Raw genomic sequence first — 23,078 nt, 5'->3', positions numbered from 1 at the left:
GCAAACCCGTAAGCGGCCGAAAGCCGAGCGGCCCGGCCTCAGACGGCCAGACGCTTGCGGCCCTTGGCGCGGCGAGCGTTGATGACGGCACGGCCGCCGCGCGTCTTCATGCGCACGAGGAAGCCATGGGTGCGCGCACGGCGCGTCTTGGAGGGCTGGTAAGTACGTTTCATGTTCTCGATCCTTGAAGGTTCAGTTACGGGCGCGGCTTCGATCGGCAGCACCCGCCGGGCCTGCTGCATCCTGCATGGAATGCGCGAAAAGCAGCCGCCCGGGCTTGATCACCCTGAACACCATTCAGGGAAACCGCGGATTATTGCAGGCTCGGTGAATCCTGGCAATGCCTGGGGCGTCTCGGCTTACTTTGCAGTCCAGTGCATGTACGCCCGCACATGCCCCCTTACCGCCTCGCTCAGATTGTGGATAACTCCTTGACAAGCTAGAATCGCGGGCCTTGTAGCGTTCCTCCTATCCACAACAAGAATCACCTGAAATGAACGAGGGACTTCACTCCTCCAGCCACGACAGCGACGGCGCCAGCGCCGGCCAGGGTCTGTGGCAGGCCTGCGCCGAGCAGCTGGCGCAGGACCTCCCGGAACAGCAATTCAACACCTGGATCAAGCCCCTGGTGGCCCAGGTCGCCCCCGATTTTTCCAAGGTCACCCTGCTGGTGGCCAACCGCTTCAAGCTCGACTGGATCCGCGCACAGTATGCCGGCCGCATCTCGGCCCTGCTGGAAGGGCTATACGGCCAACCGGTTACACTGGAGTTAGCGCTTGCTCAGCGGGAATCCGTTGTCAGGACTTACGTCCGTCCCACGGCGCCAGACACCCCCGCCACCGGCGATGCACCGTCCGCCCACCCCACGGCCGACGAGGCGCCTGCCGGCGCCTTCCGCACGCGCCTGAACCCGGCGTTGACCTTCGAGACGTTGGTGGAGGGCACGGCCAACCGCATGGCGCGCTCGGCGGCGATGCACGTGGCCGGCTCGCCCGGCCACTTGTACAACCCGCTGTTCATCTATGGCGGCGTGGGCTTGGGCAAGACCCACCTGGTGCATGCCGTGGGCAACAAGCTGCTGCAGGACCGTCCCGACGCCAAGGTTCTCTACATCCATGCGGAGCAGTTCGTCTCGGATGTGGTCAAGTCATACCAGCGCCGTACCTTCGACGACTTCAAGGAGCGTTACCACTCGCTCGATCTGCTGTTGATCGACGACGTGCAATTCTTTGCCAACAAGGACCGCACGCAGGAAGAATTCTTCAACGCCTTCGAGGCGCTGCTGGCCAAGAAGAGCCACATCGTGATGACTTCGGACACCTATCCCAAGGGTCTGGCCAACATCCACGAGCGGCTGGTCTCGCGTTTCGACTCTGGGCTGACGGTGGCGATCGAGCCGCCCGAGCTGGAAATGCGCGTGGCCATCCTGATCAACAAGGCGCGCGCTGAAGGGTCGGAGATGCCCGAAGAGGTGGCCTTCTTCGTGGCCAAGAATGTGCGCTCCAACGTGCGTGAACTCGAAGGCGCGCTGCGCAAGATCCTGGCCTACAGCCGCTTCAACCAGAAGGAAGTTTCCATCCAACTCGCGCGCGAGGCGCTGCGCGACCTGCTGTCGATCCAAAACCGGCAGATCTCGGTGGAAAACATCCAGAAGACCGTGGCCGACTATTACAAGATCAAGGTCGCGGACATGTACAGCAAGAAGCGCCCGGCCAGCATCGCCCGCCCGCGGCAGATCGCCATGTACCTGGCCAAGGAGCTCACGCAAAAGAGCCTGCCCGAGATCGGCGAGCTGTTCGGCGGGCGCGACCACACCACGGTGCTGCACGCGGTGCGCAAGATTGGCGCCGAACGCCAGCAGCTCACCGAACTCAACCAGCAGCTGCACGTGCTCGAGCAGACGCTGAAGGGTTGACGCGCCCCATGGAGCGAAAAGGACCGCCCCCCGCAAAAGCACGCCCGTTCGCGGGCAAAATGGCGCGTTGGACGGCCCGGGAGGGGGCACTGCCCATGCCGCCGTCTGCGCACCTATCCCCAAAAACCACCAAAGGTTGACGACATGATTGTCCTGAAGGCCACACAAGACAAGGTTCTCGCCGTTCTGCAATCGGTTGCCGGCATTGTCGAGCGCCGCCACACGCTGCCCATCCTCGCCAACGTGCTGCTGCGCAAGACAGGCAATGCCATCCAGCTCACCACCAGCGACCTGGAGATCCAGATTCGCACCACGGCCGAGCTGGGCGGCGACACGGGCGACTTCACCACCACGGTGGGTGCGCGCAAGCTCATCGACATCCTGAAGACCATGCCCTCCGACCAGACGGTGAGCCTGGAGTCCAACCAGTCCAAGCTGATCCTGAAGGGCGGCAAGAGCCGATTCACGCTGCAGACGCTGCCGGCCGAGGACTTCCCGCTGGTGCAGGAGGCCGCCAGCTTCGGCCCCGCCTTCAGCGTGCCGCAGAAGGTCCTGAAGAGCCTGCTGGGGCAGGTGTCGTTCGCCATGGCGGTGCAGGACATCCGCTACTACCTGAACGGCATCCTGTTCGTGGCCGAGGGCACGACGCTCTCGCTGGTCGCCACCGACGGCCACCGCCTGGCGTTCGCCAGCGCGCAGCTGGACGTGGAAGTGCCCAAGCAGGAGGTCATCTTGCCGCGCAAGACCGTGCTGGAGCTGCAGCGTCTGCTGTCGGACGCCGAGGGCGCCATCGAGATGCAGTTCGCCAACAACCAGGCCAAGTTCAGCTTCGGCGGCATGGAGTTCGTCACCAAGCTGGTGGAAGGCAAGTTCCCCGACTACAACCGCGTGATTCCCAAGAACCACCACAACAGCGTGACCCTGGGCCGCGCCCCGCTGCTGGCCAGCCTGCAGCGCACGGCCATCATGACCAGCGACAAGTTCAAGGGCGTGCGCCTGAACATTGAACCCGGCCTGCTGCGTGTGGCGTCGAACAACGCCGAGCAGGAAGAGGCGGTGGACGAGTTGGACATCGACTACGGCGGCGACGCCATCGAGATCGGCTTCAACGTCAGCTACCTCATCGACGCCCTGGCCAACATGGGCCAGGACATGGTGAAGGTCGACCTGGCCGACGGCAACAGCTCCGCGTTGATGACCATCCCCGACAACGAGCATTTCAAGTACGTCGTGATGCCCATGCGCATCTGACATACTATTATTTTGATAGCTGTTAGCGCTTGATGGATGGGCGCTAGCGGCACATTTGATTCCTATAAGGCCGCCGGCACGCCGTGCCGGTGCGCCTGGACCGAAGGCAGCCCTTTCATGACCGCAGAGCAATCGCAGCCCGCCCCCGAACAGCCCATTTCCGCCCCGGCCGAGCAGCCCGTCGCATCGGTCGCCGGCAGCGACGGCTACGGCGAGGGCGCCATCCAGATCCTGGAGGGCCTGGAGGCCGTGCGCAAGCGTCCGGGCATGTACATCGGCGATACGTCGGACGGCACAGGCCTGCACCACCTGGTCTTCGAGGTGGTGGACAACTCCATCGACGAGGCCCTGGCCGGCCACTGCGACGACATCGTCGTCACCATCCACACCGACAACTCCATCAGCGTGGTGGACAACGGCCGCGGCATTCCCACCGGCGTGAAGATGGACGACAAGCACGAGCCCAAGCGCTCGGCCGCCGAGATCGCGCTGACCGAACTGCACGCCGGTGGCAAGTTCAACCAGAACAGCTACAAGGTCTCGGGCGGCCTGCACGGCGTGGGCGTGTCCTGCGTGAACGCGCTGTCCAAGAAGCTGCGCCTGACCGTGCGCCGCGACGGGCAGACACACCAGCTTGAATTCGCCCAGGGCGTGGTGCAGAACCGTCTCATCGAGGTCGTGGACGGGGTCGAGGTCTCGCCCATGAAGGTCATCGGCCCCACGGAAAAGCGCGGCACCGAGGTGCGCTTTCTGCCCGACACCGAGATCTTCAAGGAAAACAACGACTTCCACTACGAGATCCTCGCCAAGCGCCTGCGCGAGCTCTCGTTCCTGAACAACGGCGTGCGCATCCGCCTCATCGACGAGCGCACCGGCAAGGAAGACGACTTCTCCGGCGCCGGCGGCGTCAAGGGCTTCGTCGAGTTCATCAACGGCACCAAGAAGGTGCTGCACCCCACCCCCTTCCATGCCACGGGGGTGCGCCCGGCCGAAAGCTACGGCGGCATTCCCGGCACCGAGATCGGCGTGGAAGTCGCCATGCAGTGGAACGACGGCTACAACGAGCAAGTCCTCTGCTTCACCAACAACATCCCGCAGCGTGACGGCGGCACGCACCTGACCGGCCTGCGCGCGGCGATGACGCGCGTGATCGGCAAGTACATCGAGCAGAACGAGCTGGCCAAGAAGGCCAAGGTCGAGGTCTCCGGCGACGACATGCGCGAAGGCCTGTGCTGCGTCCTGAGCGTGAAGGTGCCCGAACCCAAGTTCAGCAGCCAGACCAAGGACAAGCTGGTCAGCTCCGAAGTGCGCGCGCCGGTCGAGGACATCGTCGCCAAGGCGCTCACCGACTATCTGGAAGAAAAACCGAACGACGCGAAGATCCTCTGCGGCAAGATCGTCGAGGCCGCCCGTGCGCGCGAGGCCGCGCGCAAGGCACGCGAGATGACACGCCGCAAGGGCGTGCTGGACGGCATGGGCCTGCCCGGCAAGCTGGCCGACTGCCAGGAGAAAGACCCGGCGCTGTGCGAGATCTACATCGTCGAGGGCGACTCCGCCGGCGGCTCCGCCAAGCAGGGGCGCGACCGCAAGTTCCAGGCCATCCTGCCGCTGCGCGGCAAGATCCTGAACGTGGAGAAGGCGCGCTACGAGAAGCTGCTGTCCAGCAACGAAATCGTCACCCTCATCACCGCCCTGGGCACCGGCATCGGCAAGGCCGCCGTGGAATCGGGCAAGAGCGGCGCTGACGACTTCGACGTGGCCAAGCTGCGCTACCACCGCATCATCATCATGACCGACGCCGACGTGGACGGCGCCCACATCCGCACGCTGCTGCTGACCTTCTTCTACCGCCAGATGCCCGAGCTGGTGGAGCGCGGCCACATCTACATCGCCCAGCCGCCGCTGTACAAGGTGAAGAACGGCAAGGAAGAGCTGTACCTGAAAGACGCCGCGGCGCTGGACACCTTCCTGCTGCGCGTGGCGCTGAACCACGCCAGCATCACCACCGGCGGCGACCAGCCCCGCACGCTGGCCGGCGACGAACTGGCCCAGCTGGCGCGCACGCACCAGTATGCCGAGCAGGTGATCGCGCGCCTGTCCGCCTTCATGGATGCCGAGGCGCTGCGCGCCGTGGCCGACGGCGTGGTCTTCAACCTGGACACCCTGCAGGACGCCGAGGCCAGCGCCGTGCAGCTGCAGGCCANCGGCGTGCCCGCCGATGTGGCGGGCGAGATCGACCCGCGCACCGACAAGCCCATCCTGCGCATCAGCCGCCACCACCATGGCAACATCAAGAGCAGCCTGATCACGCAGGACTTCGTGGCCGGCGACGACTACGCCGCCCTGGCCCAGGCCGCCGAGAGCTTCCGCGGGCTGATCCAGGAAGGCGCCAAGGTCACGCGTGGCGAGGGCGAGAAGGCCAAGGAGGAAAAGGTGGGCGACTTCCGCCAGGCCATGGCCTGGCTGATCAGCGAAGCCGAGCGCACCACCAGCCGCCAGCGCTACAAGGGCCTGGGCGAGATGAACCCCGAGCAGCTGTGGGAAACCACCATGGACCCCGAGGTGCGCCGCCTCTTGCGCGTGCAGATCGACGACGCCATCGAGGCCGATCGTGTGTTCACCATGCTGATGGGCGACGAGGTCGAGCCCCGCCGCGACTTCATCGAGACCAATGCGCTGCGCGCGGGCAACATCGACGTCTGATCGTTGCTGTAAAGGGCCCATCCCCCGACGATTGGGGCGCCGTCAGTGAGAAAAAGCCATGGACCAACATCCATGGCTTTTTCATCGCTGGAGACAAAACGTTTTTATCGATCACCCCGCAAGGCAATCCCGGCTGCCGTGCCAGTCGTTGCCGTCACGGAAGGCGCAAATCCATACCGAGCATCCTGGAAAGGCCGAAGGTGAAGAGCAACACCGCCAGCAGCGCCAGCATGAAAACGGCAACGACCTTGCCGCTCGTGCGCAGCAGCGCGCGCCTGTCCGTTCCTTTGTTCCCCTGGTCGTAATGCCATTTGATGGCAAAGAACATGCACGTGCCGAAGACGAGCACCTTGAACGTGATGAAGACTACAGGGACCCAATCGATCATTTTTTGAGGAATTTCAGCGTTTGAGTTGTTATTGTCTACCGTGAAGAACACCACCGCTGCATGGCAGGCCAAGGCTATCAAAAAGCAACCGGCAGCAATGCATCGGCTGCAGCCCTCCACACCATTGCGTTTTTAATGAACTTCTGCTGCACCAAAGCCGTTGGCAGTTATGACCGTCTTGACCATCCGCCCCGCCACCATTGCCGACACCGATCTGATCTTGCACTTCGTGCGGGAACTGGCGATCTATGAAAAAGCGGAGCATGAGGCGCTGGCCACGCCCGCGCACGTGCACCGCACGCTGTTCTGCGCCAACCCCAAGGTGCACGGCCTGATCTGCGAGGCCGGCGGCACCGCCGTGGGCTTCGCGGTGTACTTCTTCAACTACTCCACCTGGCAGGGCCGCCACGGCCTGTACCTGGAAGACCTGTACGTCTCGCCAGAGCACCGCGGCAAGGGCGCAGGCATGGCGCTGCTGCGGCAACTGGCCCGCATCGCCGTGGACCACGACTGCGGGCGCTTCGAGTGGAGCGTGCTGGACTGGAACACACCCTCCATCGCGCTGTACGACAGCCTGGGCGCGCGCCCGCAGAGCGAATGGATCCGCTACCGCCTCACGGGCGACGAGCTGCACGCGCTGGCGGCGCAGGCCCGGCCGCTGGCCCCGCAGCCCTGCACGCCCGCACCATGAGATCCCCCATCGCCATCGTCGACGTGGACCGCGTCGACACCTGGACCCGCTACCGCGCGGGCCTGTGCGAGAGCTGCGCGGCCAACTGCTGCACCATGCCGCTGGAGGTGCAGCTGTCCGACCTGGTGCGCCTGGGCCTGGTGGACGCCTTCGAGGCCGAGCATGAAGAGCCCCGCCACATCGCCAAACGGCTGCAGAAGGCGCGGCTGATCGACCACTTCAACCACAAGAACACCCTCTTCACCCTGGCGCGGCGCGCCAATGGCGACTGCCAGTTCCTGGACGCCACCACGCGCCTGTGCACGGTGTACGAGCAGCGGCCCGAGACCTGCCGCCTGCATCCGCAGAAGAAAAGCCCCAAGCCCGGCTACTGCGCCTACGGCGCGCGCGAGCGGCAGCGCCGCGGCTGACCACCACGCTGTAGGACACGACCCACGCCGCAAGCCAGCGGCCGCCCACCTGCGCCGCGCGCGCGGCATGGTGTCATGGGCGTCTTTGCACACTGTGGAGGTTCCCATGTCCGAGAAGAAGGCCAGCGTTCACTGGGAAGGCGGCGGCAAGGCCGGCCAGGGCCAGATCAGCACCGAGACCGAAGCGCTGCAGAAGTACCCCTATGGCTTTGCCAGCCGCTTTGGCGACGACCGCAGGGGCACCAATCCCGAGGAAATCCTGGGCGCGGCGCATGCCGCCTGCTTCACGATGGCCTTCTCGTTCGCGGCGGACAAGGCCGGCTTCGTCACCGAGCGCGTCGACACCACGGCCAGCGTGCGTCTGACCCAGCAGGGCGAGGGTTTTCTCATCGACCGCATCGCGCTCACGCTGAAGGCCAAGGTGCCGGGTATGGACGAGGCCACCTTCCAGAAGCTGGCCGCCGACGCCAAGGCCAACTGCCCCTTGTCCAAGGCGCTGGCCGCGGTGCCGGAGATCACGCTCAGCGCCACGCTGGTGCAGTGAGCGGCGCTGCCGTGGACAGCGCCACCGGCCGCCCGCACATCCGCGTCGGCATCGGCGGCTGGACCTTCGCGCCCTGGCGCGGCAGCTTCTACCCGCCGGGCCTGGCGCAGGCCAAGGAACTGCATTACGCCAGCCGCCAGCTCACGGCCATCGAGGTCAACGGCACGTTCTACAGCACCTTCCAGCCCGCCACCTTCGCCAAGTGGCACGACGAAACGCCCGACGGCTTCATGTTCTCGCTCAAGGCCCACCGGCTGGTGACGCACCGGCGGGTGCTGGCCACGGCGGGTGATGCGATCGCGCGCTTCGTGGACAGCGGCATTACGCAGTTGCAGGGCAAGCTCGGCCCCATCGTCTGGCAGTTCATGCCCAGCAAGCGGTTCGAGCCCGAGGACTTCGAGGCCTTCCTGGCGCTGCTGCCGCGCGAAGTGGATGGGCGCCGCCTGCGCCATGCGCTGGACGTGCGGCACGAGAGCTTTGCCACGCCGGCCTTCATCGCCCTGGCACGCCGCTACGGCTGCATGCCGGTGTGCACGGACTCCGAGAAATTCCCCGCGATAGCCGACGCCGAGGCCGACTTTGCCTACCTGCGGCTGATGCGCAGCCAGGCCGACATCCCCACCGGCTACACGCTCGAGGCCATCGCGCAATGGGCCGCCGGTGTGCGCACCTGGACCGGCGGCGAGCGGCCGCGCGACGTATTCGTGTACTTCATCAACGGCGCCAAGGAGCGGGCACCGGCCGGCGCGCTGGAATTGCTGCGGCAGCTCGCCTGACGCCCAGTCGGAACGGCCGCCGCCGGCAAGCTCCTGTTTCCATAGCTGCAAGCGCTTGCTGGATAAGCGCTAGAGGCCGATTTGGCTTAAACCGTCTCGCGCTGCTCAAACCCTTGGGCGTCGCAGGCGGGCGCCTCTGCCACCTCCACACGCTCCACCCGCGCGGCGTGCGGACCCTCGTGGGCCCAGTCGATCAACGCCTGCACGGCCGACGCGGCGCCGCTGGCCAGCGCTTCCACGGTGCCGTCCTGGCGGTTGCGCACCCAGCCCTGCACGCCCAGGCGGCGCGCGGCTTCGGTCATGGATTTGCGGTAATACACGCCCTGCACCAGGCCGTGGATGCGCAGGTGGCGGGTGATGGAAACAGCGGATTCAGCCATAAGCCCCGCACTGTAGCGCCCGCCGTGGCATGCTGCGCCGATGACCGCCCCGCGCAAGGCCCTGCCCGCGATCGACCCGCAGCGCTGCACCGGCTGCGGCTGGTGCGTGGGCGTGTGCCCGCCGCATGTGCTGTCGCTGCAGGTGCAGGGACCGGAGCGCTTCGGCCCCAAACGCTCGGTGCTGCATGACGCGCCGGGCTGTACCGGCTGCGCGCTGTGTGCGCTGCGCTGCCCGTTCGATGCGATCCGCATGGTGCGCAATTCCACGCAGTAGGGCGGCGCCTTCACGGCGGCACAATCGACCCGGCATTCCTTTCCCTTCCAGATCGGCCTCCATGACTTGGCAACTCCCCTACCCCTCCGGCCGCCAGCCCGTGCTGGCGCGCAACGTGGTCTCTACCTCCCAGCCGCTGGCCGCGCAGGCCGGCGCGGCGGCGTTTGCGCGCGGCGGCAATGCGATCGACGCGGCCCTGGCCGCGGCCATCACGCTCACGGTGGTGGAGCCGGTGATGAACGGGATTGGCGGCGACGCCTTCGCGCTGGTGTGGGACGGCGCCGCACTGCACGGTCTGAACGCCTCGGGCCGCGCGCCGCGCGCCTGGTCGGCCGAACGCTTTGCCCACCTGCCGCAAATGCCGCGCATCGGCTGGGACACGGTGACCACGCCCGGCGGCGTGGCGGGCTGGGTGGCACTGTCCGAGCGGTTTGGCGCCCTGCCCTTCGAAGACCTGTTCACCGACGCCATCCGCCACGCGCGCGACGGCTTTCCCGTCAGCCCGGTGATCGCGCGCCAGTGGGCGCAAGCGGCCATCGACCTCAAGGGCCAGCCGGGCTTCGAGGCCTTCACACCCGGCGGGCGCGCGCCGCAGGCGGGCGAGATCTGGCGCTTTGCCGACCAGGCGGACACGCTGGCGGACATCGCCCGCACGCGCGGCGCGTCGTTCTACCGCGGCCGGCTGGCGCAGGCCATGGCCGACTACGCGCGCCAGCACGGCGCCGGCCTGGCGCTGGAGGACCTGGCCGCGCACGCCGTGGAATGGGTGCAGCCCATCAGCGTGCCCTTTGGCGACCGCACGGTGCATGAGATTCCGCCCAACGGCCAGGGCATCGCCGCGCTGATGGCGCTGGGCCTGCTGGAACATCTGCCCTACCGCAGCACCGCAGCGGGCTCGGCCGCGCGCATGCACCTGGAGATCGAGGCCATGCGCGTGGCCTTTGCCGACCTGTACGCCCACGTGGCCGACCCGGCCCACATGCGCCTCACCCCCGCGCAGCTGCTGGACCCGGCCTACCTGCGCCAGCGCGCCGCACTCATCGACCCGCAGCGCGCCGGCCAGTACCCCGCCGGCCAGCCCGGCAGCGGCGGTACGGTGTACCTGTGCACAGCCGACAGCGAGGGGCGCATGGTGTCGTTCATCCAGTCCAACTTCAAGGGCTTCGGCTCGGGCGTGGTGGTGCCGGGCACGGGCATCGCGCTGCACAACCGCGGCATGGGCTTCGTCACCACGCCGGGCCACCCCAACCAGGTGGCGGGCGGCAAGCGGCCCATGCACAGCATCATCCCGGCCTTCGTCACGCGCGGCGGCCAGCCCCACATGGCCTTTGGCGTGATGGGCGGCAACATGCAGGCCCAGGGCCATGTGCAGATGGTGCTGCGCGAGGCCGTGGAGGGCCTGAACCCCCAGGCCTGCTCCGACGCGCCGCGCTGGCGCATCAACGACGCGGGTGCGCTCACGCTGGAACACACCGTGCCCGCCGCCGTGGTGGAAGGCCTGCGCGCGCTGGGGCACGACCCGCAGGTGGCCGCGCCCGGCAGCCTGGAATTCGGCAGCGCGCAGATCATCCGCCGGCTGGAGGCCACGCCCGGCACCGGCTACGCCTACGCCGCGGGCTCCGACCACCGGCGCGACGGCCAGGCCGTCGGTTGCTGATTCCCATCCCGAGGCATTCAAACCAAAACCGCCTCTAGCGCTTATCCATCAAGCGCTAGCAGCTATCAAAACAAGAGCAGAGCACGCTGCACCGTCACCTGCGCTACACTGCACGCATGCTGTTCACACTGCTTTGCTCCGACCCACGCACCCCCGCCACCGGCGCGGCGCGGGCCTGCGCATCGGGCGTGAACGCACGAATGATTACCACCATGACCACCGCGGCGACCTAGCGCACGCGCAGGGTGGCCGCACCGGCGGCCCCCTGGTGTCTTCTTCCCCCTCCGAACGAAACCCAGCCCCGGCCGCTGGGTTTTTTTGTGGGCTTTTGCAGCCCGTGTTTGGAGAAAGACATGTTCGTAGAACCCCAGCTCAGCCCCTCGCCCGAGGTGCACGCCAGTGCGCGCCGCGCCCCGGCCCCGCCCCCTGCCCTGCGCGTGGGCATGATCGGCGCCGGCACCGTGGGCAGCGGCGTGTGGCGGGTGCTGCGGCGCAACCGGGACCTCATCAACGCACGCGCGGGGCGCGCCATCGAGATCGTCGCGGTCGCCGCGCGCAACACCGCGCGTGCCGCTGCGGCGCTGGACGGCGCGCCCGGCGTGCGCCTGCTGACCGACCCGCTGCAACTGGCCGCCGACCCCGGTGTGGACGTGGTGCTGGAGCTGGCCGGCGGCACGGGCGCCGCACGCGACTGGGTGCAGGCCGCGCTGGTGCATGGCAAGCATGTGGTGACCGCCAACAAGGCCCTGCTGGCCACGCACGGCGAGGCGCTGGCGCAGACTGCCGCGCGCCACGGCCGGGTGCTGGCCTATGAAGCGGCCGTGGCCGGCAGCGTGCCCGTGATCAAGGCGCTGCGCGAAGGGCTGGCGGCCAACCGCATCACCGCGCTGGCAGGCGTGCTCAACGGCACCAGCAACTACATCCTCACGCGCATGCAGGCGGCGGGCCTCGGCTTTGCCGCCGCGCTCACCGAAGCCCAGGCACTGGGCTATGCCGAGGCCGATCCGGCCTTCGACGTGGACGGCACCGACGCCGCGCACAAGCTGGCGCTGCTGGCCGCCAACGCGTTCGGCATGCCGGTGCGGCTGGACGCCGTGCACGTCGAGGGCATCCGCGACCTGCAGCGGGGCGACGTGGCCGCCGCCGCGCATCTGGGCTACGCCGTCAAGCTGCTGGCCGTGGCCGAGCAGCAGGAGTGCGAGGGCCGCGTGGCCATCCAGCTGCGCGTGCACCCGGCCCTGGTGCCCGCGCGGCATTCGCTGGCGCTGCTGGACGGCGCGACCAACGGGCTGCTGGTGCGCGGCGACGCAGCCGGCAGCGCCTTTTTCAGCGGCGCGGGCGCCGGCGGCGAGCCCACGGCGAGCGCCGTGCTGGCGGACCTGATCGACCTGGCGCGCCTGCCGGCCGTTTCTTCCCCGACACCCACGGGCCCTGGCGTGCCCACACTGGGCACCCACCGCCGCGCGGGCGACGCCCCCGCCGTACTGCCGATGGCCCCAGTGAAGACCCCGCACCTGCTGCGCCTGCTGCCCGGTGCGGCCCTGTGCGAAACGGCAGTGCTACGGGCGCTGGCGCGCGAGGGCGTCAGGGTGCGGCGCCGCACGTGGGCGGCACCCGCCACACCGGGCGGAGCGCCCGAGTTGCTGCTGCTCACCGCGCCGACGCCCGATGCGCTGGCCGCAGAGGCCACGGCGCGGTTGCAGACGCACACGGGTGCGCAGGTGCGGCGGCTGCGCGTGGAGCTGTGCAGCGCCCTCACAGATGAACAATAAAAACAGGTGTTAGCGCTTTACCATCAAGCGCTGACAGCTACGTTTTTAATAGCTATTCCGAGTCCTTGAGCTTGCGATAGGTGCGGTCGGCGGGCGGCCCACGGTCGGTGTCTTGCAGGCCGCGTTCCACGTCGCGGTGGGCTTGCTCGACCTCGGGATGGCGCTCGCCGCCGGTCATGGTGACGGACTGGTCCCGCTCGTGCGGCAGCTTGGGCGCGGCGGGGGTGCCGGCGGCGCGTTCCTGCTGGGGCGGGGTCTGCAGGTCCACGCCCTGTTCGTGGACATCGGTGTGCTCGCCCGGCGACGGCGGCGCGGCGCCCGGGGCATTGGAAGGGGACGGGGTATCGCGATGGGATGGCATGGGGAACCTCTCGTTTGCCTGCAAGGCAGATCGCCCCATGCTAGGCAGACCCCGCCCGGTTCCGCGTAGGCCGGGGGCGGACGACGGCATCAGCGTTAAGCGCACGGGCGACCACGCATCACCTGGGGGGCACGGCCAGGGGTGTATAGCCGGCCCTGAGCAGTGCCCAACCCGCTTCGGCTAACATGCCTGGATGCATTTACAGTGGCACGCCCCGCAAAGCCGGCCCCGCGCCTGATCTCCCTTCCATGTCTTCCACAGAGTGGGCCGCCCAGGCCCTGCAATCGTTCGAGGCGGTGGTCCAGTCCACGGCCGGCTTTCGCGTGCGCGAGGGCCAGCGGCGCATGGCCGAGCAGGTGGCCCAGACCTTCAGCCAGGCGCAGCTGGGCAAGCTGGAGGACGACGATGCCCTGCCCCAGCGCGCGATTGCCGTGGTGCAGGCCGGCACGGGCGTGGGCAAGTCGCTGGCCTACAGCGTGCCCGCGATCGCGATGGCGCTGGCGCGCGGCACGCGGGTGCTGATCTCCACCGCCACCGTGGCGCTGCAGGAGCAGCTGGTGCACAAGGATCTGCCGGCCCTGGCCGCACGCATGGAGCAACCCTTCCAGTTCGCGCTGGCCAAGGGGCGCGGGCGCTACGTGTGCAAGCTCAAGCTGGAGCGCCTGGCCGGCGGCGGCGCGGCCGGCCCGGGCGGTAACGGCGACCTGCCCGACGACGACCTGTTCGCCGACGAGGAGGCCGAGCAGCGCGGCAAGCGCCCGCGCCACGAGTCCGAGGCGCGCATGAAGTTCTACGCCAGCATGGCCGACGCGCTGGCGACCAGCGAATGGGACGGCGACCGCGACACGCTCGCTACGCCGCCCGAGCCCGAGGCCTGGAGTCCCGTGGCGGCCGAGGCCAGTTCCTGCACCGGCAAGCACTGCCCGGTGTTCAACCAGTGCACCTACTACGAGCGGCGCAAGCAGCTCGTGGCCGCGCAGGTCATCGTGGCCAACCACGACCTGCTGCTGTCGTCCCTGGGCGCGCGTCTGCTGCCCGAGCTGGACAACTGCCTGCTGGTGATCGACGAGGCCCACCACCTGCCCGCCACCGCGCTCGACCAGTTCGCCTGCGAGGCCGACCTCTCGCGCCTGACCTGGATCGACCGCCTGGCCAGCCGCGCGCTGCGCATCGGCCAGCTGGTGGAGGTCGAGGACATCGCCGACATTCCCAACCACGCCGCGCGCCTGCGCGCCGCGCTGCAGGATGCCGCGCGCCTGGTGATGGACGTGTATGGCGAGCAACTGCGTGCGCCCGTGCCGGGGCGCCGCCAGTTCGCATCCAGCCTGCCCACGCGCGCCCGCGTGGCCGGCGGTGTGCTGCCCGAAGCGTTGGTGGAGCCCTTCAGCCAGGCCGCGCACCACGCCGAGGGCTTCCTGAACGCCCTGCGCGCCATTTCCAAGGCCCTGCGCAGCGAAATGCGCGACAAGCCCGACGAGGCGCGGCGCCTGTCGCAGCTGTATGCGCAGATCGGCGTGCTGGCGCCGCGGCTGGAGGCCGTGCACGCGGCCGCCCAGCTGCTGCTGCAGGACGCGCCCGAGGGCGCGGTGCCGGCCGCCAAGTGGTTCACGCTGGAGGTCGAGGGCGACTTCATCGTCGTGCGCGCGCATGCCAGCCCCGTGCTGCCGGGCAATACGTTGCGCAACCACCTGTGGTCCGCCGTGCGCGGCGCGGTGCTGACCTCGGCCACACTCACCAGTTGCGGGCAGTTCGACTTCTTCCTGCGCGAATCGGGCCTGTTCGACGACGAAGCCGTGACCACGCTGGCCGTGCCCAGCCCGTTCGACTACGCGCTGCAGGGCACGCTGGTGGCCACCGAGACCCGCGCCGAGCCGCGCGATGCGCAGGCCTTCACCGCCGAGATGGTGGACGCGCTGCTGTCCGACCTGGCCCTGGTCGAGGCTGGCGCGCTGGTGCTGTTCACCTCGCGCGAGCAGATGCGCCAGGCCGTGGACATGCTGCCCACCGCCATGCGCAGCGCCGTGCTGGTGCAGAACACCCTGCCCCGCCCACAGCTGCTGGCCCGCCACCGCGAGCGCGTGGCCGAAGGCCAGCCCTCCATCATCTTCGGCATGCAATCCTTCGGCGAGGGGCTGGACCTGCCCGGCAGGCTGTGCGAATCGCTCTTCATCACCAAGCTGCCCTTCGCCCCGCCCGACGACCCCGTGGGCGAGGCCCGCGCCGAATGGCTGCGCGGCGCCGGGCGCGACCCGTTCAGCGAACTGGTGGTGCCGGCCACCGCCATCCGCCTGGCGCAGTGGGTGGGCCGGGCCATCCGCACCGAGGAAGACCGCGCGCACGTGTATTGCTACGACAAGCGCCTGGTGCGCACCGGCTACGGCCAGCGGCTGCTGCAGGGCTTGCCGCCGTTCACGCTGGCGCGCCGGGCCGCAGGGTGACCGATTGCTCCTATTGGTATAGCTGGTGGCGCTTGCTGGATAAGCGCTGGAGCCCGATTGGACCATTAACCCCTTCCCGCATCGCCTGTCGGGCCGCGTCCCACAGGCGGGCAGGCCCATCGCCGACGCCCGCGCTCTGCCGTGCTGCCTAGAGTGGACTGGACCGATCTCTGAAAGGCCCGCCATGAAGCGCACCAACGACAACTCTGGCGCCACCGACAAGGTGGCCAACGACCACAACCAGCAGGGGCACCAGCCCCCCACGGCCCTGAACCAGGCGCGTCGCACGCCCGACAGCCGCAGCGACCGCACGGACCAGGTGGGCAGCGGCAACCAGGCGCAGTCGCGCCGCGGCAGCAAGAACCAGGGCGGCGCGGGCTGAGCCCGGCCTGCGGGGCCCGCGTGGCCCGGCATCCGCACTTTTGGGGGCGGCGGCGCTTCGTGCGTGGCGGCTACGATTACGCACCGGTGCCGGTGGCCCGTGCCTATCGCACGGGGTGCGCGGGGCCGGTTTCCTGCCGTCCCGCATGCCGTCCGCCCCCATCGCCGTCATCGATTTCGAAACCACCGGCATGATGCCTGCCCGGGGTGCACGCGCCACCGAGGTGGCCATCGTGCTCATGGAAGGCGGCCGCGTGGTGGACCGCTACCAGAGCCTGATGCGCACGGGCGTGCGGATTCCGCCCTTCATCACGCAGCTCACCGGCATCACGAATGCCATGGTGGAAGCCGCCCCCGATGCCGCCGCAGTGATGCGCGAGGCCGCGCGCTTTGTGGGCGACGCGCCCATGGTGGCCCACAACGCCGCATTCGACCGCAAGTTCTGGCAGGCGGAATTGCAGTACGCCGGGCTCGGCGCGCCCCATCCGTTCGCCTGCACCGTGCTGCTGTCGCGCCGCGTATACCCCGACGCGCCCAGCCACAGCCTGGGCCGCCTCACGGACCACCTCGGCCTGCCGCGCGCCGGACGCGCCCACCGCGCGCTGGCCGATGCGGAAATGGCCGCTGCGCTGCTGGCCTGTATGCAGCGTGACCTGTGCCAACGCTTCGGCCTGGCCTGGCCGGACCACGCGCTGCTGATGCAGTTGCAGCGCTGCGCACGCCCTGCCATCGGCAAGCTGCTGCAGCACCACCGCCAGGCCGCGCCAGCCGAACAGCCGCCAACGGCGTTGCAAATGGGGTAGCTGCCCCGCCCTTGTTGCGGGCGCTACAGGGCATTTTTCATCCTTCTCCCACTCATACCGCGCGTCGGATTGCGCGCACATCCAGGCGTGACCGGGGCCGACGCCGCGCACCTCGAGCGCACCCTACAGTGCGTTGCATGCCCGTCCCGGCGCGTGCGTGACGCACCGCGCCGTTGCGTCCTACCTACATCCCACGGAGGTTCTCCCATGTCCATGCCCGACGATTCCCCCCACGCCACGCTGTGGAACCGCATCAAGGACATCCGCTTTGCCATGCTCGCCCACCGCGCAGCCGACGGCCGGCTGCATGCCCACCCGCTGACCACGCTGAACAAGGACATCGATGCACAGAGTCAACTGTTCTTCTTCATCCCGCGCGGCAGCGAGTTGCACAGCCGCCTGCAGGCCGACAGCCAGGTGCATTTGAGCTACGCCGACCCGGGCGAAGACTGCTACGTGTCGCTGTCGGGCACGGCCGGTTTCATCGAGGACCCCGCGCGCAAGGAAGCACTGTGGACGCCGCTGGCCAAGGCCTGGTTCCCCGACGGTCCCACCGATCCCAACTTGGTGCTGCTGGCCGTCCGCATCGAGCATGCGGAATACTGGGACGTGAAGGACAGCAAGCTCTCCCAGCTCTACCAACTGGCCACCGCCGCGTTGACCGGCGAGCAGCCCAAGCCGCTGGGCGAGCACCGCGAGCTGTCGCTGGATTGACGGGCGCGCCCAGCCCGCGCGGGGGCACTTTGCGCGAGGAGCGTCTGTCTTGCCTGCGCACGTTGCTGGAGCGGAGAGCGGGCGCCGCAAGCCGCGGCGTGCCCCGCCACAGGTAGCCCTTAGCCCTTAGCTCGTCGCCCGCAGAGAGGCCAACCACAGACCACGTGGCGGCAGTTCCAAGGACCGCCTCCCTCCGCGCAAGAGGCGACATTTCAAGAAGCGGACTTTGACAACATTCCCCCATCGCGGGCGGCGTGCAGCACGGGAGCGCTGCCGTATTCGCGGCGCGCTCGCGTTCGTTAAAACACCGCCCGCACTGCAGGCCGCAGCGCCCCTGCCAGGTCGCGCGCCAGCCGGCCCATATCGCGCACGCCCACGGCGCCCAGGCTGATGCGCACACCCTGCCCGCTGTGCAGCCGCAGCGGCGCGCCCGCCTGCACCGCCCAGCCCGCGGCCGCCAGGGCCTGCACCGCCGCGGCTTCGTCGGACACGGGAACCCAGGCGTGCAGGCCCTCGCCTTCCAGCCAGGGCGCCGCCACCCCGTGGCCGCGCAGCGCGTCCGTCAGCGCCGCGCGGCGGGCCGCGTACTGGGCTGCGGCATGGCGCCATGAGCCCCGCGCACGCCCCTGCGCCGCCTGCCGCCACAACTGCGCCACCAGCCCTTGCAACCAGTGGCTGACCCAGCGCGGCCCCAGCGCCTGGTGTGCGCACATGCCCTGCACCAGCGCCGGCGTGCCCGCGGCCAGGGCCACGCGGCAGTCTGCGCCCAACGCCTTGCTCACGCTCAGCACATGCAGCCACAGCGGCGGCAGGGCCCCGGCCATCGCCAGGGGCGCGTGGCTCAGCAGGCCCCAGTGGTCATCCAGGATCAGCAGCGTGTGCGGATGGGCCCGCAATTGGCGGCGCAGCGCCTTCCACCGGGCCGCATCCAGGGCCACGCCCGTGGGGTTGTGCGCGCGCGGCGTGGCCACCACGGCGCAGCACTGCGCCAACACGCCCGCTGCCGGCACGCACAGCCCCTGCGCGTCCACGGCCAGGGGTACGGGCTGCAGGCGCAGGCTGTGCAGCAGCGCCAGCAGCGGTGGCCAGCCCGGGTCTTCCACCGCCACGCGGTCGCCGGGGCGCGCATGCTGGCGCAGGGCGCGCTCGATCGCATCCAGCGCACCCGAGAAGACCCCCACGGCATCGCCAGGCAGGCCCTGGCTCTCCAGCCAGGGGCGCGCCTGCGACAGCAGCGCCCCAGCAACCGCTTGCGGCGCATGCGGCACCGCTGCCGGCTGCCCCAGCGCAGCGGCCCAGGCCGCGCCGCGGGGGCGCGGCAGCAGCGCAGGATCGGGCTGGCCGCTGGCCAGGTCGCGCAGGCCCTCGGGCGGAGCGAACGAAGGGGCAGGGCGGGGCGGCTCGCCCGATACGCGGGTGCCGCGGCGCCCCGCAGTGACCACGCGGCCCGCGCTGCGCAACCGCGCATAGGCGGCGGCGACGGTGTTGGGATTCACCCCCAGTTCTGCGGCCAGATGGCGCACCGAGGGCAGGGCGGCGCCACTTGGCAGAGCGCCGCGGCGCATGGCATATTCAAGGCTTGCCGCAATGTCTTTGGCATTGCTTCCTTCTACAGACAACGATGGCATGCACACATTGTATTGTTTGTACTAGTACAAATTTTTGTACTGCGCGGCTCAGTCGCTGCAATCGCGCCCCACACCCTTCGCGCATGCACCCACGGCGAGGCGCCCCGAGAAAAGTGCAAAAAATGACCCCAAAAAACGTTGCAAAAGTAGGAGAAAGCGCGTTCGGGCGCGGGGTGTTGGCTGCGCCATCGCGCCGCGGCTGCTACGCTTGACCCCCATGCGCGCCTTTGCCCTTCCCGTCCTGACGCTCGCGGCCAGCCTGCTGGTGGTGGGCTGCGGCACCACGCCGCCCACGTCTGCCTCGCGCAACGCCGCCTATTCCCGCCTGTCGCCCGAGCAGTCGAGCGACATCGCCATCCATGCCCTGGGACTGGTGGGCACGCCCTACCGCTACGGCGGCAATACGCCCGACAGCGGCTTTGACTGCAGCGGCCTCATCGGCTACGTGTACACCAGCCGCGCGGGCGTGGCCCCGCCGCGCACGGTGGCCCAGTTGAGCGGCTTCGGCCAGTCCATCGACGCGGACGAGCTGCGCACGGGCGACCTGGTGGTGTTCGGCCGCGGCCGGCCCACGCATGCCGGCATTTACGTGGGGGAGGGGCGCTTCGTACATGCGCCGTCCAGCGGCGGCACTGTGCGCCTGGACCACCTGAAGTCGCGCTACTGGTCGCAACAGTTCGCGAGCTTCCGGCGCCCCTGAACTTCCACGGCGCCGCTTGCGGCGGCCACAGGCGGTGTTACCTTCCTTCACCGCCACCTGCCGCCGGGGCAGGGCGCCGAACTCCCCGGACAGGCTCTCACGCGGGTAGCGCGACAATCGGGGCACCATGACCCTGACCGAACGCCTCGCATCCCCGCTCACCACCCACGACACCACGCGCATCGACGACCTGCGCATCAAAGCCGTGCGCCCGCTCATCACGCCCGCGCTGCTGCAGGAATGGCAGCCCGCGCCCGATGCGGCGCAGACGCTGGTGGAAAGCAGCCGCGTGGCCATCTCGCGCGTGCTGCACGGGCAGGACGACCGCCTCATCGTCGTGGTGGGGCCGTGCTCCATCCACGACCATGACCAGGCCATGGAGTACGCGCGCCTGTTGAAGGAGCAGGCGGATGCGCTGGCGCAGGACCTGCTCATCGTGATGCGCGTGTACTTCGAGAAGCCCCGCACCACCGTGGGCTGGAAGGGCTACATCAACGACCCGCACCTGGACGGCAGCTTCGCCATCAACGAAGGCCTGGAGCGCGCCCGCGCATTGCTGCTGGACGTGCTGGCGCTGGGCCTGCCCGTGGGCACGGAATTCCTGGACCTGCTGTCGCCGCAGTTCATCAGCGACCTGGTGAGCTGGGGCGCCATCGGCGCGCGCACCACCGAAAGCCAGAGCCACCGGCAACTGGCCAGCGGCCTGTCCTGCCCCGTGGGCTTCAAGAACGGCACGGATGGCGGCGTGAAGGTGGCAGCCGACGCCATCCAGGCCGCGCAGGCACCGCATGCCTTCATGGGTATGACCAAGATGGGGCAGGCGGCGATCTTCGAGACGCGCGGCAACCACGACTGCCATGTGATCCTGCGCGGCGGCAAGACCCCGAACTACGGCGCGGCCGACGTGCAGGCCGCCTGCGAGATGCTGGAGAAGGCCGGCCAGCGCCCGCAGGTGATGATCGACCTGTCGCATGCCAACAGCAGCAAGCAGCACCGCCGCCAGATCGACGTGGCGCAGGACGTGGCCCAGCAGATCGCCGCCGGCGATGCACGCATCACCGGCGTGATGATCGAGAGCCACCTGCAGGAGGGCCGCCAGGACATCGTGGACGGCCAGCCGCTCACACCCGGCGTGTCGGTCACCGACGCCTGCATCAGCTTCGCACAGACCGTGCCGGTACTGCAGCAGCTGGCTGCGGCGGTGCGCGAACGCCGCACGCGCGGCTGACACGCTCCGGCGCCGTCGCGGCAGAAAAGAAGGAGGGCGCCCATGTACCATCAGTCACATCCGCCCGCCTTTCGGGCCACAAGCGTCCGCCATGTTCTTCCGACACCCCGCCGCGCCACCGCCGAGCCCCTTGGCCGGCGCCAGCCTGGGCGGCTCCTGACGCGCGCCATGGCCCGGGCCGCCTCTCGCTCCTTCCCGCTGCGCCATCCCGGCCGCGCGTGGGCATGACACGCAGCGCGCCATGCCTATCAGCGATTCCACCGGAACTCCGTCAGCCCACCCGGCCGAGGCAGGAGGCCGGGCCACAGCGGTGCAGGCGCACGACGAGGCGGCGGCGCATGCACTCCTGCTGCAGCTCCAGCAACTGATCACGGACCTGCAGCTGCCCCTGGAGCACGTCCTGGCGCAGGCCGCCCAAGCCGCCTGCGCGATCACGGGCGCGGTCGGGGCAATGATCGCGTTGCGCGAAAACGATGCGCTGGCCGTGCGCGCCAGCGTGGGCGCGCCGCCCCTGCCGGCGATCGGCACCCGCGTGCCGCTGGACGCCTGCGCATCCTGGCAGGGCATGGAGCAAGCCGCACGCGCGGGCCTACAGGCAGCCACGGACGCCCCCGCGCAGGATGTGGGAAGTGCGCAGCCCCCCCACCGGCGGGTCAGCATGCCGCTGGGCAGCGGCGCGCTGCTCGCGGGCCTGCTCCAGGTGAGGGTGCCCCAGGGCGCAGCGCTGGAGGCGCAGCATCTGCTGCACCTGCGCATCCTGGCCGAGTCGCTGGGCGCCATGCTGCAATTGCGGCGCGTGGACGCGCAGCTGCGTGCGTCCGAGCAGCAGTACCGCACGCTCTTTGCCGAACATCCGCAGCCCATGTGGGTCTGCGACCGCGACAGCCTGCGTCTGCTGGCGGTGAACCACGCCATGGTCCGCCACTACGGCCATGCGGAGCAGGAGCTGCTGGGCATGGAGTTGCGCGCGCTCTGGTCCGCGGAGAACCAGGACGCGGCCACCTGCGCACTCGACATGCTGCGCCGCGAGGCCCATGCACCCGGGTCTCCCGCGTCCGCACCACGGCTGTGGCGCCACGCACGCAAGGACGGCGCCGCCCTGGACGTGGAAGTCGTCGTGGGCGACACGGACTTCGGCGGGCGCCCGGCGTGGCAGATGCTGGCCAGCGACGTGACCGAGCGCTGCCGTATCGAGGACGAGCTGGCGCGCGTCAACCGGGCCAAGCGCATGCGCGGCGCTTGCAGCGAGACACTGGTGCGTGCCACCAGCGAGTCCGATCTGTTGCACGCCGTGTGCAGCGTGGCCGTGGAGATCGGCGGCTACCGCATGGGCTGGGTGGGCATGGCGCGCGACGATGCGCACAGGCGCATCGAGCCCGTGGCGCACGCGGGCGTCGCCCAAGCCCATGACTACACCGAACACCTGCACCTGAGCTGGTCGGCGCAGGAGCCGGGCGGCAACGGCCCGGCAGGCGTGTGCGTGCGCACCGGCCGCACGGTGATCGTGCACGACGTGCACCACAGCCCGGCTTTCAGCCACCTGGCGGACCGCATGGCCCAGTTGGGCTTTCACGCCGTGGTGTGCCTGCCGCTGCGCAACGCCGAGCGCACCTTCGGCCTGCTGTACCTGTATGCGCCCGAGGTGCTGCACCTGGGGGTGCAGGAGACGCAGTTGCTGGAGGCCATGGCCGCCGACCTGGCGTTCGGCATCGAGAACCTGCGTGCCCGCGCGGAGCAGCAGCGCCTGCAGGCCACGTTGGTCAAGGTGGCCACCGCCGTCTCGGCCGGCGTGGGCGCGGCGTTCTTCGATCATCTGGCGCAGCACATGGCCGAGGCGCTGGGCGCCCAGGTGGCCTGCGTGGGCCGCTTCCTGCCGGCCGCCCCCGGGCAGGCGCGGCGGGCGGTGGCGCTGTCGCACGTGGTCGATGGCGTGGCCCAGCCCAATGCCGAATACGTACTGGAAGGCACGCCGAGCGAGCGGCTGCTGACCCAGCGCTCGCTGGTCATCCGCGACCGTGCGCGCGAGCGGTTCCCGCGGGCTCCGGTGCTCGCGCGCACGGGCGC

General features: G+C 69.3%; 21 protein-coding genes and 2 pseudogenes. 18 read left to right on the top strand and 5 right to left on the bottom strand.

Annotated elements, in window-relative coordinates:
* Window positions 1–38: 38 nt before the first annotated feature.
* Window positions 39–173, bottom strand: a complete 135-nt coding sequence (gene rpmH / locus OX89_RS00895; protein WP_005798102.1) for a 50S ribosomal protein L34 — start codon at window positions 171–173, stop codon at window positions 39–41.
* A gap of 320 nt (window positions 174–493) precedes the next feature.
* Here rpmH and dnaA point away from each other — a divergent pair, with 320 nt between their 5' ends.
* The 4 genes and pseudogenes from dnaA to gyrB all read left to right on the top strand — a co-directional run.
* Entirely contained in the window at window positions 494–1,915 is a 1,422-nt protein-coding gene (gene dnaA, locus OX89_RS00890) for a chromosomal replication initiator protein DnaA (protein WP_011807219.1), read from the top strand.
* A gap of 144 nt (window positions 1,916–2,059) precedes the next feature.
* Window positions 2,060–3,166, top strand: coding sequence for a DNA polymerase III subunit beta (gene dnaN, locus OX89_RS00885; RefSeq protein ID WP_047349215.1), 1,107 nt, complete (start codon window positions 2,060–2,062; stop codon window positions 3,164–3,166).
* Between the two features lie 117 nt (window positions 3,167–3,283).
* A pseudogene (locus OX89_RS00880) lies at window positions 3,284–5,369 on the top strand (DNA gyrase subunit B); the annotation flags it as partial.
* A gap of 1 nt (window position 5,370) precedes the next feature.
* Window positions 5,371–5,869, top strand: a pseudogene (gyrB, locus tag OX89_RS18890) (DNA gyrase subunit B); the annotation flags it as partial.
* 154 nt (window positions 5,870–6,023) lie between these two features.
* Here gyrB and OX89_RS00875 read toward each other — a convergent pair.
* Window positions 6,024–6,257, bottom strand: a complete 234-nt coding sequence (locus OX89_RS00875; RefSeq protein WP_047349214.1) for a hypothetical protein — start codon at window positions 6,255–6,257, stop codon at window positions 6,024–6,026.
* Window positions 6,258–6,426: 169 nt separating this feature from the next.
* Here OX89_RS00875 and OX89_RS00870 point away from each other — a divergent pair, with 169 nt between their 5' ends.
* From OX89_RS00870 to OX89_RS00855, 4 genes are all read left to right on the top strand, one after another.
* The gene (locus OX89_RS00870; RefSeq protein WP_047349213.1) at window positions 6,427–6,948 is read left to right on the top strand and encodes a GNAT family N-acetyltransferase; all 522 of its coding nucleotides are present in this window, start codon (window positions 6,427–6,429) and stop codon (window positions 6,946–6,948) included.
* Window positions 6,945–7,358, top strand: a complete 414-nt coding sequence (locus tag OX89_RS00865) for a YkgJ family cysteine cluster protein (RefSeq protein ID WP_047349212.1) — start codon at window positions 6,945–6,947, stop codon at window positions 7,356–7,358. Before OX89_RS00870 ends, OX89_RS00865 begins: the two co-directional genes overlap by 4 nt.
* Before the next feature lie 106 nt (window positions 7,359–7,464).
* A complete protein-coding gene (locus OX89_RS00860; RefSeq protein ID WP_047349211.1) occupies window positions 7,465–7,902 on the top strand; it encodes an OsmC family protein in 438 nt (145 codons plus the stop codon).
* The gene (locus OX89_RS00855) at window positions 7,899–8,678 is read left to right on the top strand and encodes a DUF72 domain-containing protein (RefSeq protein WP_047349210.1); all 780 of its coding nucleotides are present in this window, start codon (window positions 7,899–7,901) and stop codon (window positions 8,676–8,678) included. The genes OX89_RS00860 and OX89_RS00855 overlap by 4 nt, the downstream gene beginning before the upstream one ends.
* Window positions 8,679–8,764: 86 nt before the next feature.
* Here the strand turns inward: OX89_RS00855 and OX89_RS00850 are convergent, their stop codons facing one another.
* A complete protein-coding gene (locus OX89_RS00850; RefSeq protein WP_047349209.1) occupies window positions 8,765–9,058 on the bottom strand; it encodes an acylphosphatase in 294 nt (97 codons plus the stop codon).
* Window positions 9,059–9,098: 40 nt separating this feature from the next.
* Here OX89_RS00850 and OX89_RS00845 point away from each other — a divergent pair, with 40 nt between their 5' ends.
* From OX89_RS00845 to OX89_RS00835, 3 genes are all read left to right on the top strand, one after another.
* Window positions 9,099–9,332, top strand: coding sequence for an ATP-binding protein (locus OX89_RS00845; RefSeq protein ID WP_011807228.1), 234 nt, complete (start codon window positions 9,099–9,101; stop codon window positions 9,330–9,332).
* Window positions 9,333–9,393: 61 nt separating this feature from the next.
* Complete coding sequence (locus OX89_RS00840; RefSeq protein WP_047349208.1) at window positions 9,394–10,989, top strand: gamma-glutamyltransferase family protein; 1,596 nt, start codon at window positions 9,394–9,396, stop codon at window positions 10,987–10,989.
* A 353-nt stretch (window positions 10,990–11,342) separates the two neighbouring features.
* On the top strand, window positions 11,343–12,761 hold the full coding sequence (locus OX89_RS00835) for a homoserine dehydrogenase (protein WP_047349207.1): 1,419 nt from the start codon (window positions 11,343–11,345) through the stop codon (window positions 12,759–12,761).
* 52 nt (window positions 12,762–12,813) lie between these two features.
* Here the strand turns inward: OX89_RS00835 and OX89_RS00830 are convergent, their stop codons facing one another.
* Window positions 12,814–13,122, bottom strand: a complete 309-nt coding sequence (locus OX89_RS00830; protein WP_011807231.1) for a hypothetical protein — start codon at window positions 13,120–13,122, stop codon at window positions 12,814–12,816.
* Window positions 13,123–13,370: 248 nt separating this feature from the next.
* Between OX89_RS00830 and dinG the strand changes: the two genes are divergently transcribed.
* The 4 genes from dinG to OX89_RS00810 all read left to right on the top strand — a co-directional run bounded on the left by dinG (window position 13,371) and on the right by OX89_RS00810 (window position 17,458).
* Window positions 13,371–15,560, top strand: a complete 2,190-nt coding sequence (gene dinG / locus OX89_RS00825) for an ATP-dependent DNA helicase DinG (protein WP_047349206.1) — start codon at window positions 13,371–13,373, stop codon at window positions 15,558–15,560.
* A gap of 184 nt (window positions 15,561–15,744) precedes the next feature.
* Entirely contained in the window at window positions 15,745–15,942 is a 198-nt protein-coding gene (locus OX89_RS00820; protein WP_011807233.1) for a hypothetical protein, read from the top strand.
* A gap of 145 nt (window positions 15,943–16,087) precedes the next feature.
* Window positions 16,088–16,744 (top strand): PolC-type DNA polymerase III, encoded by a 657-nt coding sequence (locus OX89_RS00815; RefSeq protein ID WP_047349205.1) that lies wholly within the window; start codon window positions 16,088–16,090, stop codon window positions 16,742–16,744.
* A 207-nt stretch (window positions 16,745–16,951) separates the two neighbouring features.
* Window positions 16,952–17,458, top strand: a complete 507-nt coding sequence (locus tag OX89_RS00810) for a pyridoxamine 5'-phosphate oxidase family protein (RefSeq protein WP_011807235.1) — start codon at window positions 16,952–16,954, stop codon at window positions 17,456–17,458.
* Window positions 17,459–17,757: 299 nt separating this feature from the next.
* Here OX89_RS00810 and OX89_RS00805 read toward each other — a convergent pair whose 3' ends face one another.
* Window positions 17,758–19,086, bottom strand: coding sequence for an aminotransferase class I/II-fold pyridoxal phosphate-dependent enzyme (locus tag OX89_RS00805; protein WP_047349204.1), 1,329 nt, complete (start codon window positions 19,084–19,086; stop codon window positions 17,758–17,760).
* Window positions 19,087–19,303: 217 nt separating this feature from the next.
* On the opposite strand from OX89_RS00805, the gene OX89_RS00800 reads away from it, so the two are divergent.
* From OX89_RS00800 to OX89_RS00790, 3 genes are all read left to right on the top strand, one after another.
* Window positions 19,304–19,786 (top strand): C40 family peptidase, encoded by a 483-nt coding sequence (locus OX89_RS00800; RefSeq protein WP_012655137.1) that lies wholly within the window; start codon window positions 19,304–19,306, stop codon window positions 19,784–19,786.
* 127 nt (window positions 19,787–19,913) lie between these two features.
* Window positions 19,914–21,014, top strand: a complete 1,101-nt coding sequence (locus OX89_RS00795) for a 3-deoxy-7-phosphoheptulonate synthase (RefSeq protein ID WP_047349203.1) — start codon at window positions 19,914–19,916, stop codon at window positions 21,012–21,014.
* Window positions 21,015–21,255: 241 nt separating this feature from the next.
* The coding region (locus OX89_RS00790; RefSeq protein ID WP_157497243.1) for a GAF domain-containing protein at window positions 21,256–23,078 on the top strand (1,823 nt) is incomplete at its 3' end.

The sequence above is a fragment of the Diaphorobacter sp. J5-51 genome (assembly GCF_001023515.1).
GTDB classification, from domain to species: Bacteria; Pseudomonadota; Gammaproteobacteria; order Burkholderiales; family Burkholderiaceae_C; genus Diaphorobacter; species Diaphorobacter nitroreducens.
The sequence above is the reverse complement of the archived record's forward strand: the minus strand, read 5'-3'. Positions and strand labels throughout refer to the sequence as shown.

Excerpts from the sequence above, each read along its gene's own strand:
- dinG (WP_047349206.1), top strand. The coding sequence starts at position 13,371 with ATGTCTTCCACAGAGTGGGCCGCCCAGGCCCTGCAATCGTTCGAGGCG.
- OX89_RS00810 (WP_011807235.1), top strand. The coding sequence starts at position 16,952 with ATGTCCATGCCCGACGATTCCCCCCACGCCACGCTGTGGAACCGCATC.
- OX89_RS00835 (WP_047349207.1), top strand. The coding sequence starts at position 11,343 with ATGTTCGTAGAACCCCAGCTCAGCCCCTCGCCCGAGGTGCACGCCAGT.
- OX89_RS00795 (WP_047349203.1), top strand. The coding sequence starts at position 19,914 with ATGACCCTGACCGAACGCCTCGCATCCCCGCTCACCACCCACGACACC.
- OX89_RS00845 (WP_011807228.1), top strand. The coding sequence starts at position 9,099 with ATGACCGCCCCGCGCAAGGCCCTGCCCGCGATCGACCCGCAGCGCTGC.
- dnaA (WP_011807219.1), top strand. The coding sequence starts at position 494 with ATGAACGAGGGACTTCACTCCTCCAGCCACGACAGCGACGGCGCCAGC.
- OX89_RS00875 (WP_047349214.1), bottom strand. The coding sequence starts at position 6,257 with ATGATCGATTGGGTCCCTGTAGTCTTCATCACGTTCAAGGTGCTCGTC.
- OX89_RS00860 (WP_047349211.1), top strand. The coding sequence starts at position 7,465 with ATGTCCGAGAAGAAGGCCAGCGTTCACTGGGAAGGCGGCGGCAAGGCC.
- dnaN (WP_047349215.1), top strand. The coding sequence starts at position 2,060 with ATGATTGTCCTGAAGGCCACACAAGACAAGGTTCTCGCCGTTCTGCAA.
- OX89_RS00850 (WP_047349209.1), bottom strand. The coding sequence starts at position 9,058 with ATGGCTGAATCCGCTGTTTCCATCACCCGCCACCTGCGCATCCACGGC.
- OX89_RS00830 (WP_011807231.1), bottom strand. The coding sequence starts at position 13,122 with ATGCCATCCCATCGCGATACCCCGTCCCCTTCCAATGCCCCGGGCGCC.
- OX89_RS00820 (WP_011807233.1), top strand. The coding sequence starts at position 15,745 with ATGAAGCGCACCAACGACAACTCTGGCGCCACCGACAAGGTGGCCAAC.
- OX89_RS00865 (WP_047349212.1), top strand. The coding sequence starts at position 6,945 with ATGAGATCCCCCATCGCCATCGTCGACGTGGACCGCGTCGACACCTGG.
- rpmH (WP_005798102.1), bottom strand. The coding sequence starts at position 173 with ATGAAACGTACTTACCAGCCCTCCAAGACGCGCCGTGCGCGCACCCAT.
- OX89_RS00840 (WP_047349208.1), top strand. The coding sequence starts at position 9,394 with ATGACTTGGCAACTCCCCTACCCCTCCGGCCGCCAGCCCGTGCTGGCG.
- OX89_RS00870 (WP_047349213.1), top strand. The coding sequence starts at position 6,427 with ATGACCGTCTTGACCATCCGCCCCGCCACCATTGCCGACACCGATCTG.
- OX89_RS00815 (WP_047349205.1), top strand. The coding sequence starts at position 16,088 with ATGCCGTCCGCCCCCATCGCCGTCATCGATTTCGAAACCACCGGCATG.
- OX89_RS00800 (WP_012655137.1), top strand. The coding sequence starts at position 19,304 with ATGCGCGCCTTTGCCCTTCCCGTCCTGACGCTCGCGGCCAGCCTGCTG.
- OX89_RS00805 (WP_047349204.1), bottom strand. The coding sequence starts at position 19,086 with ATGCCATCGTTGTCTGTAGAAGGAAGCAATGCCAAAGACATTGCGGCA.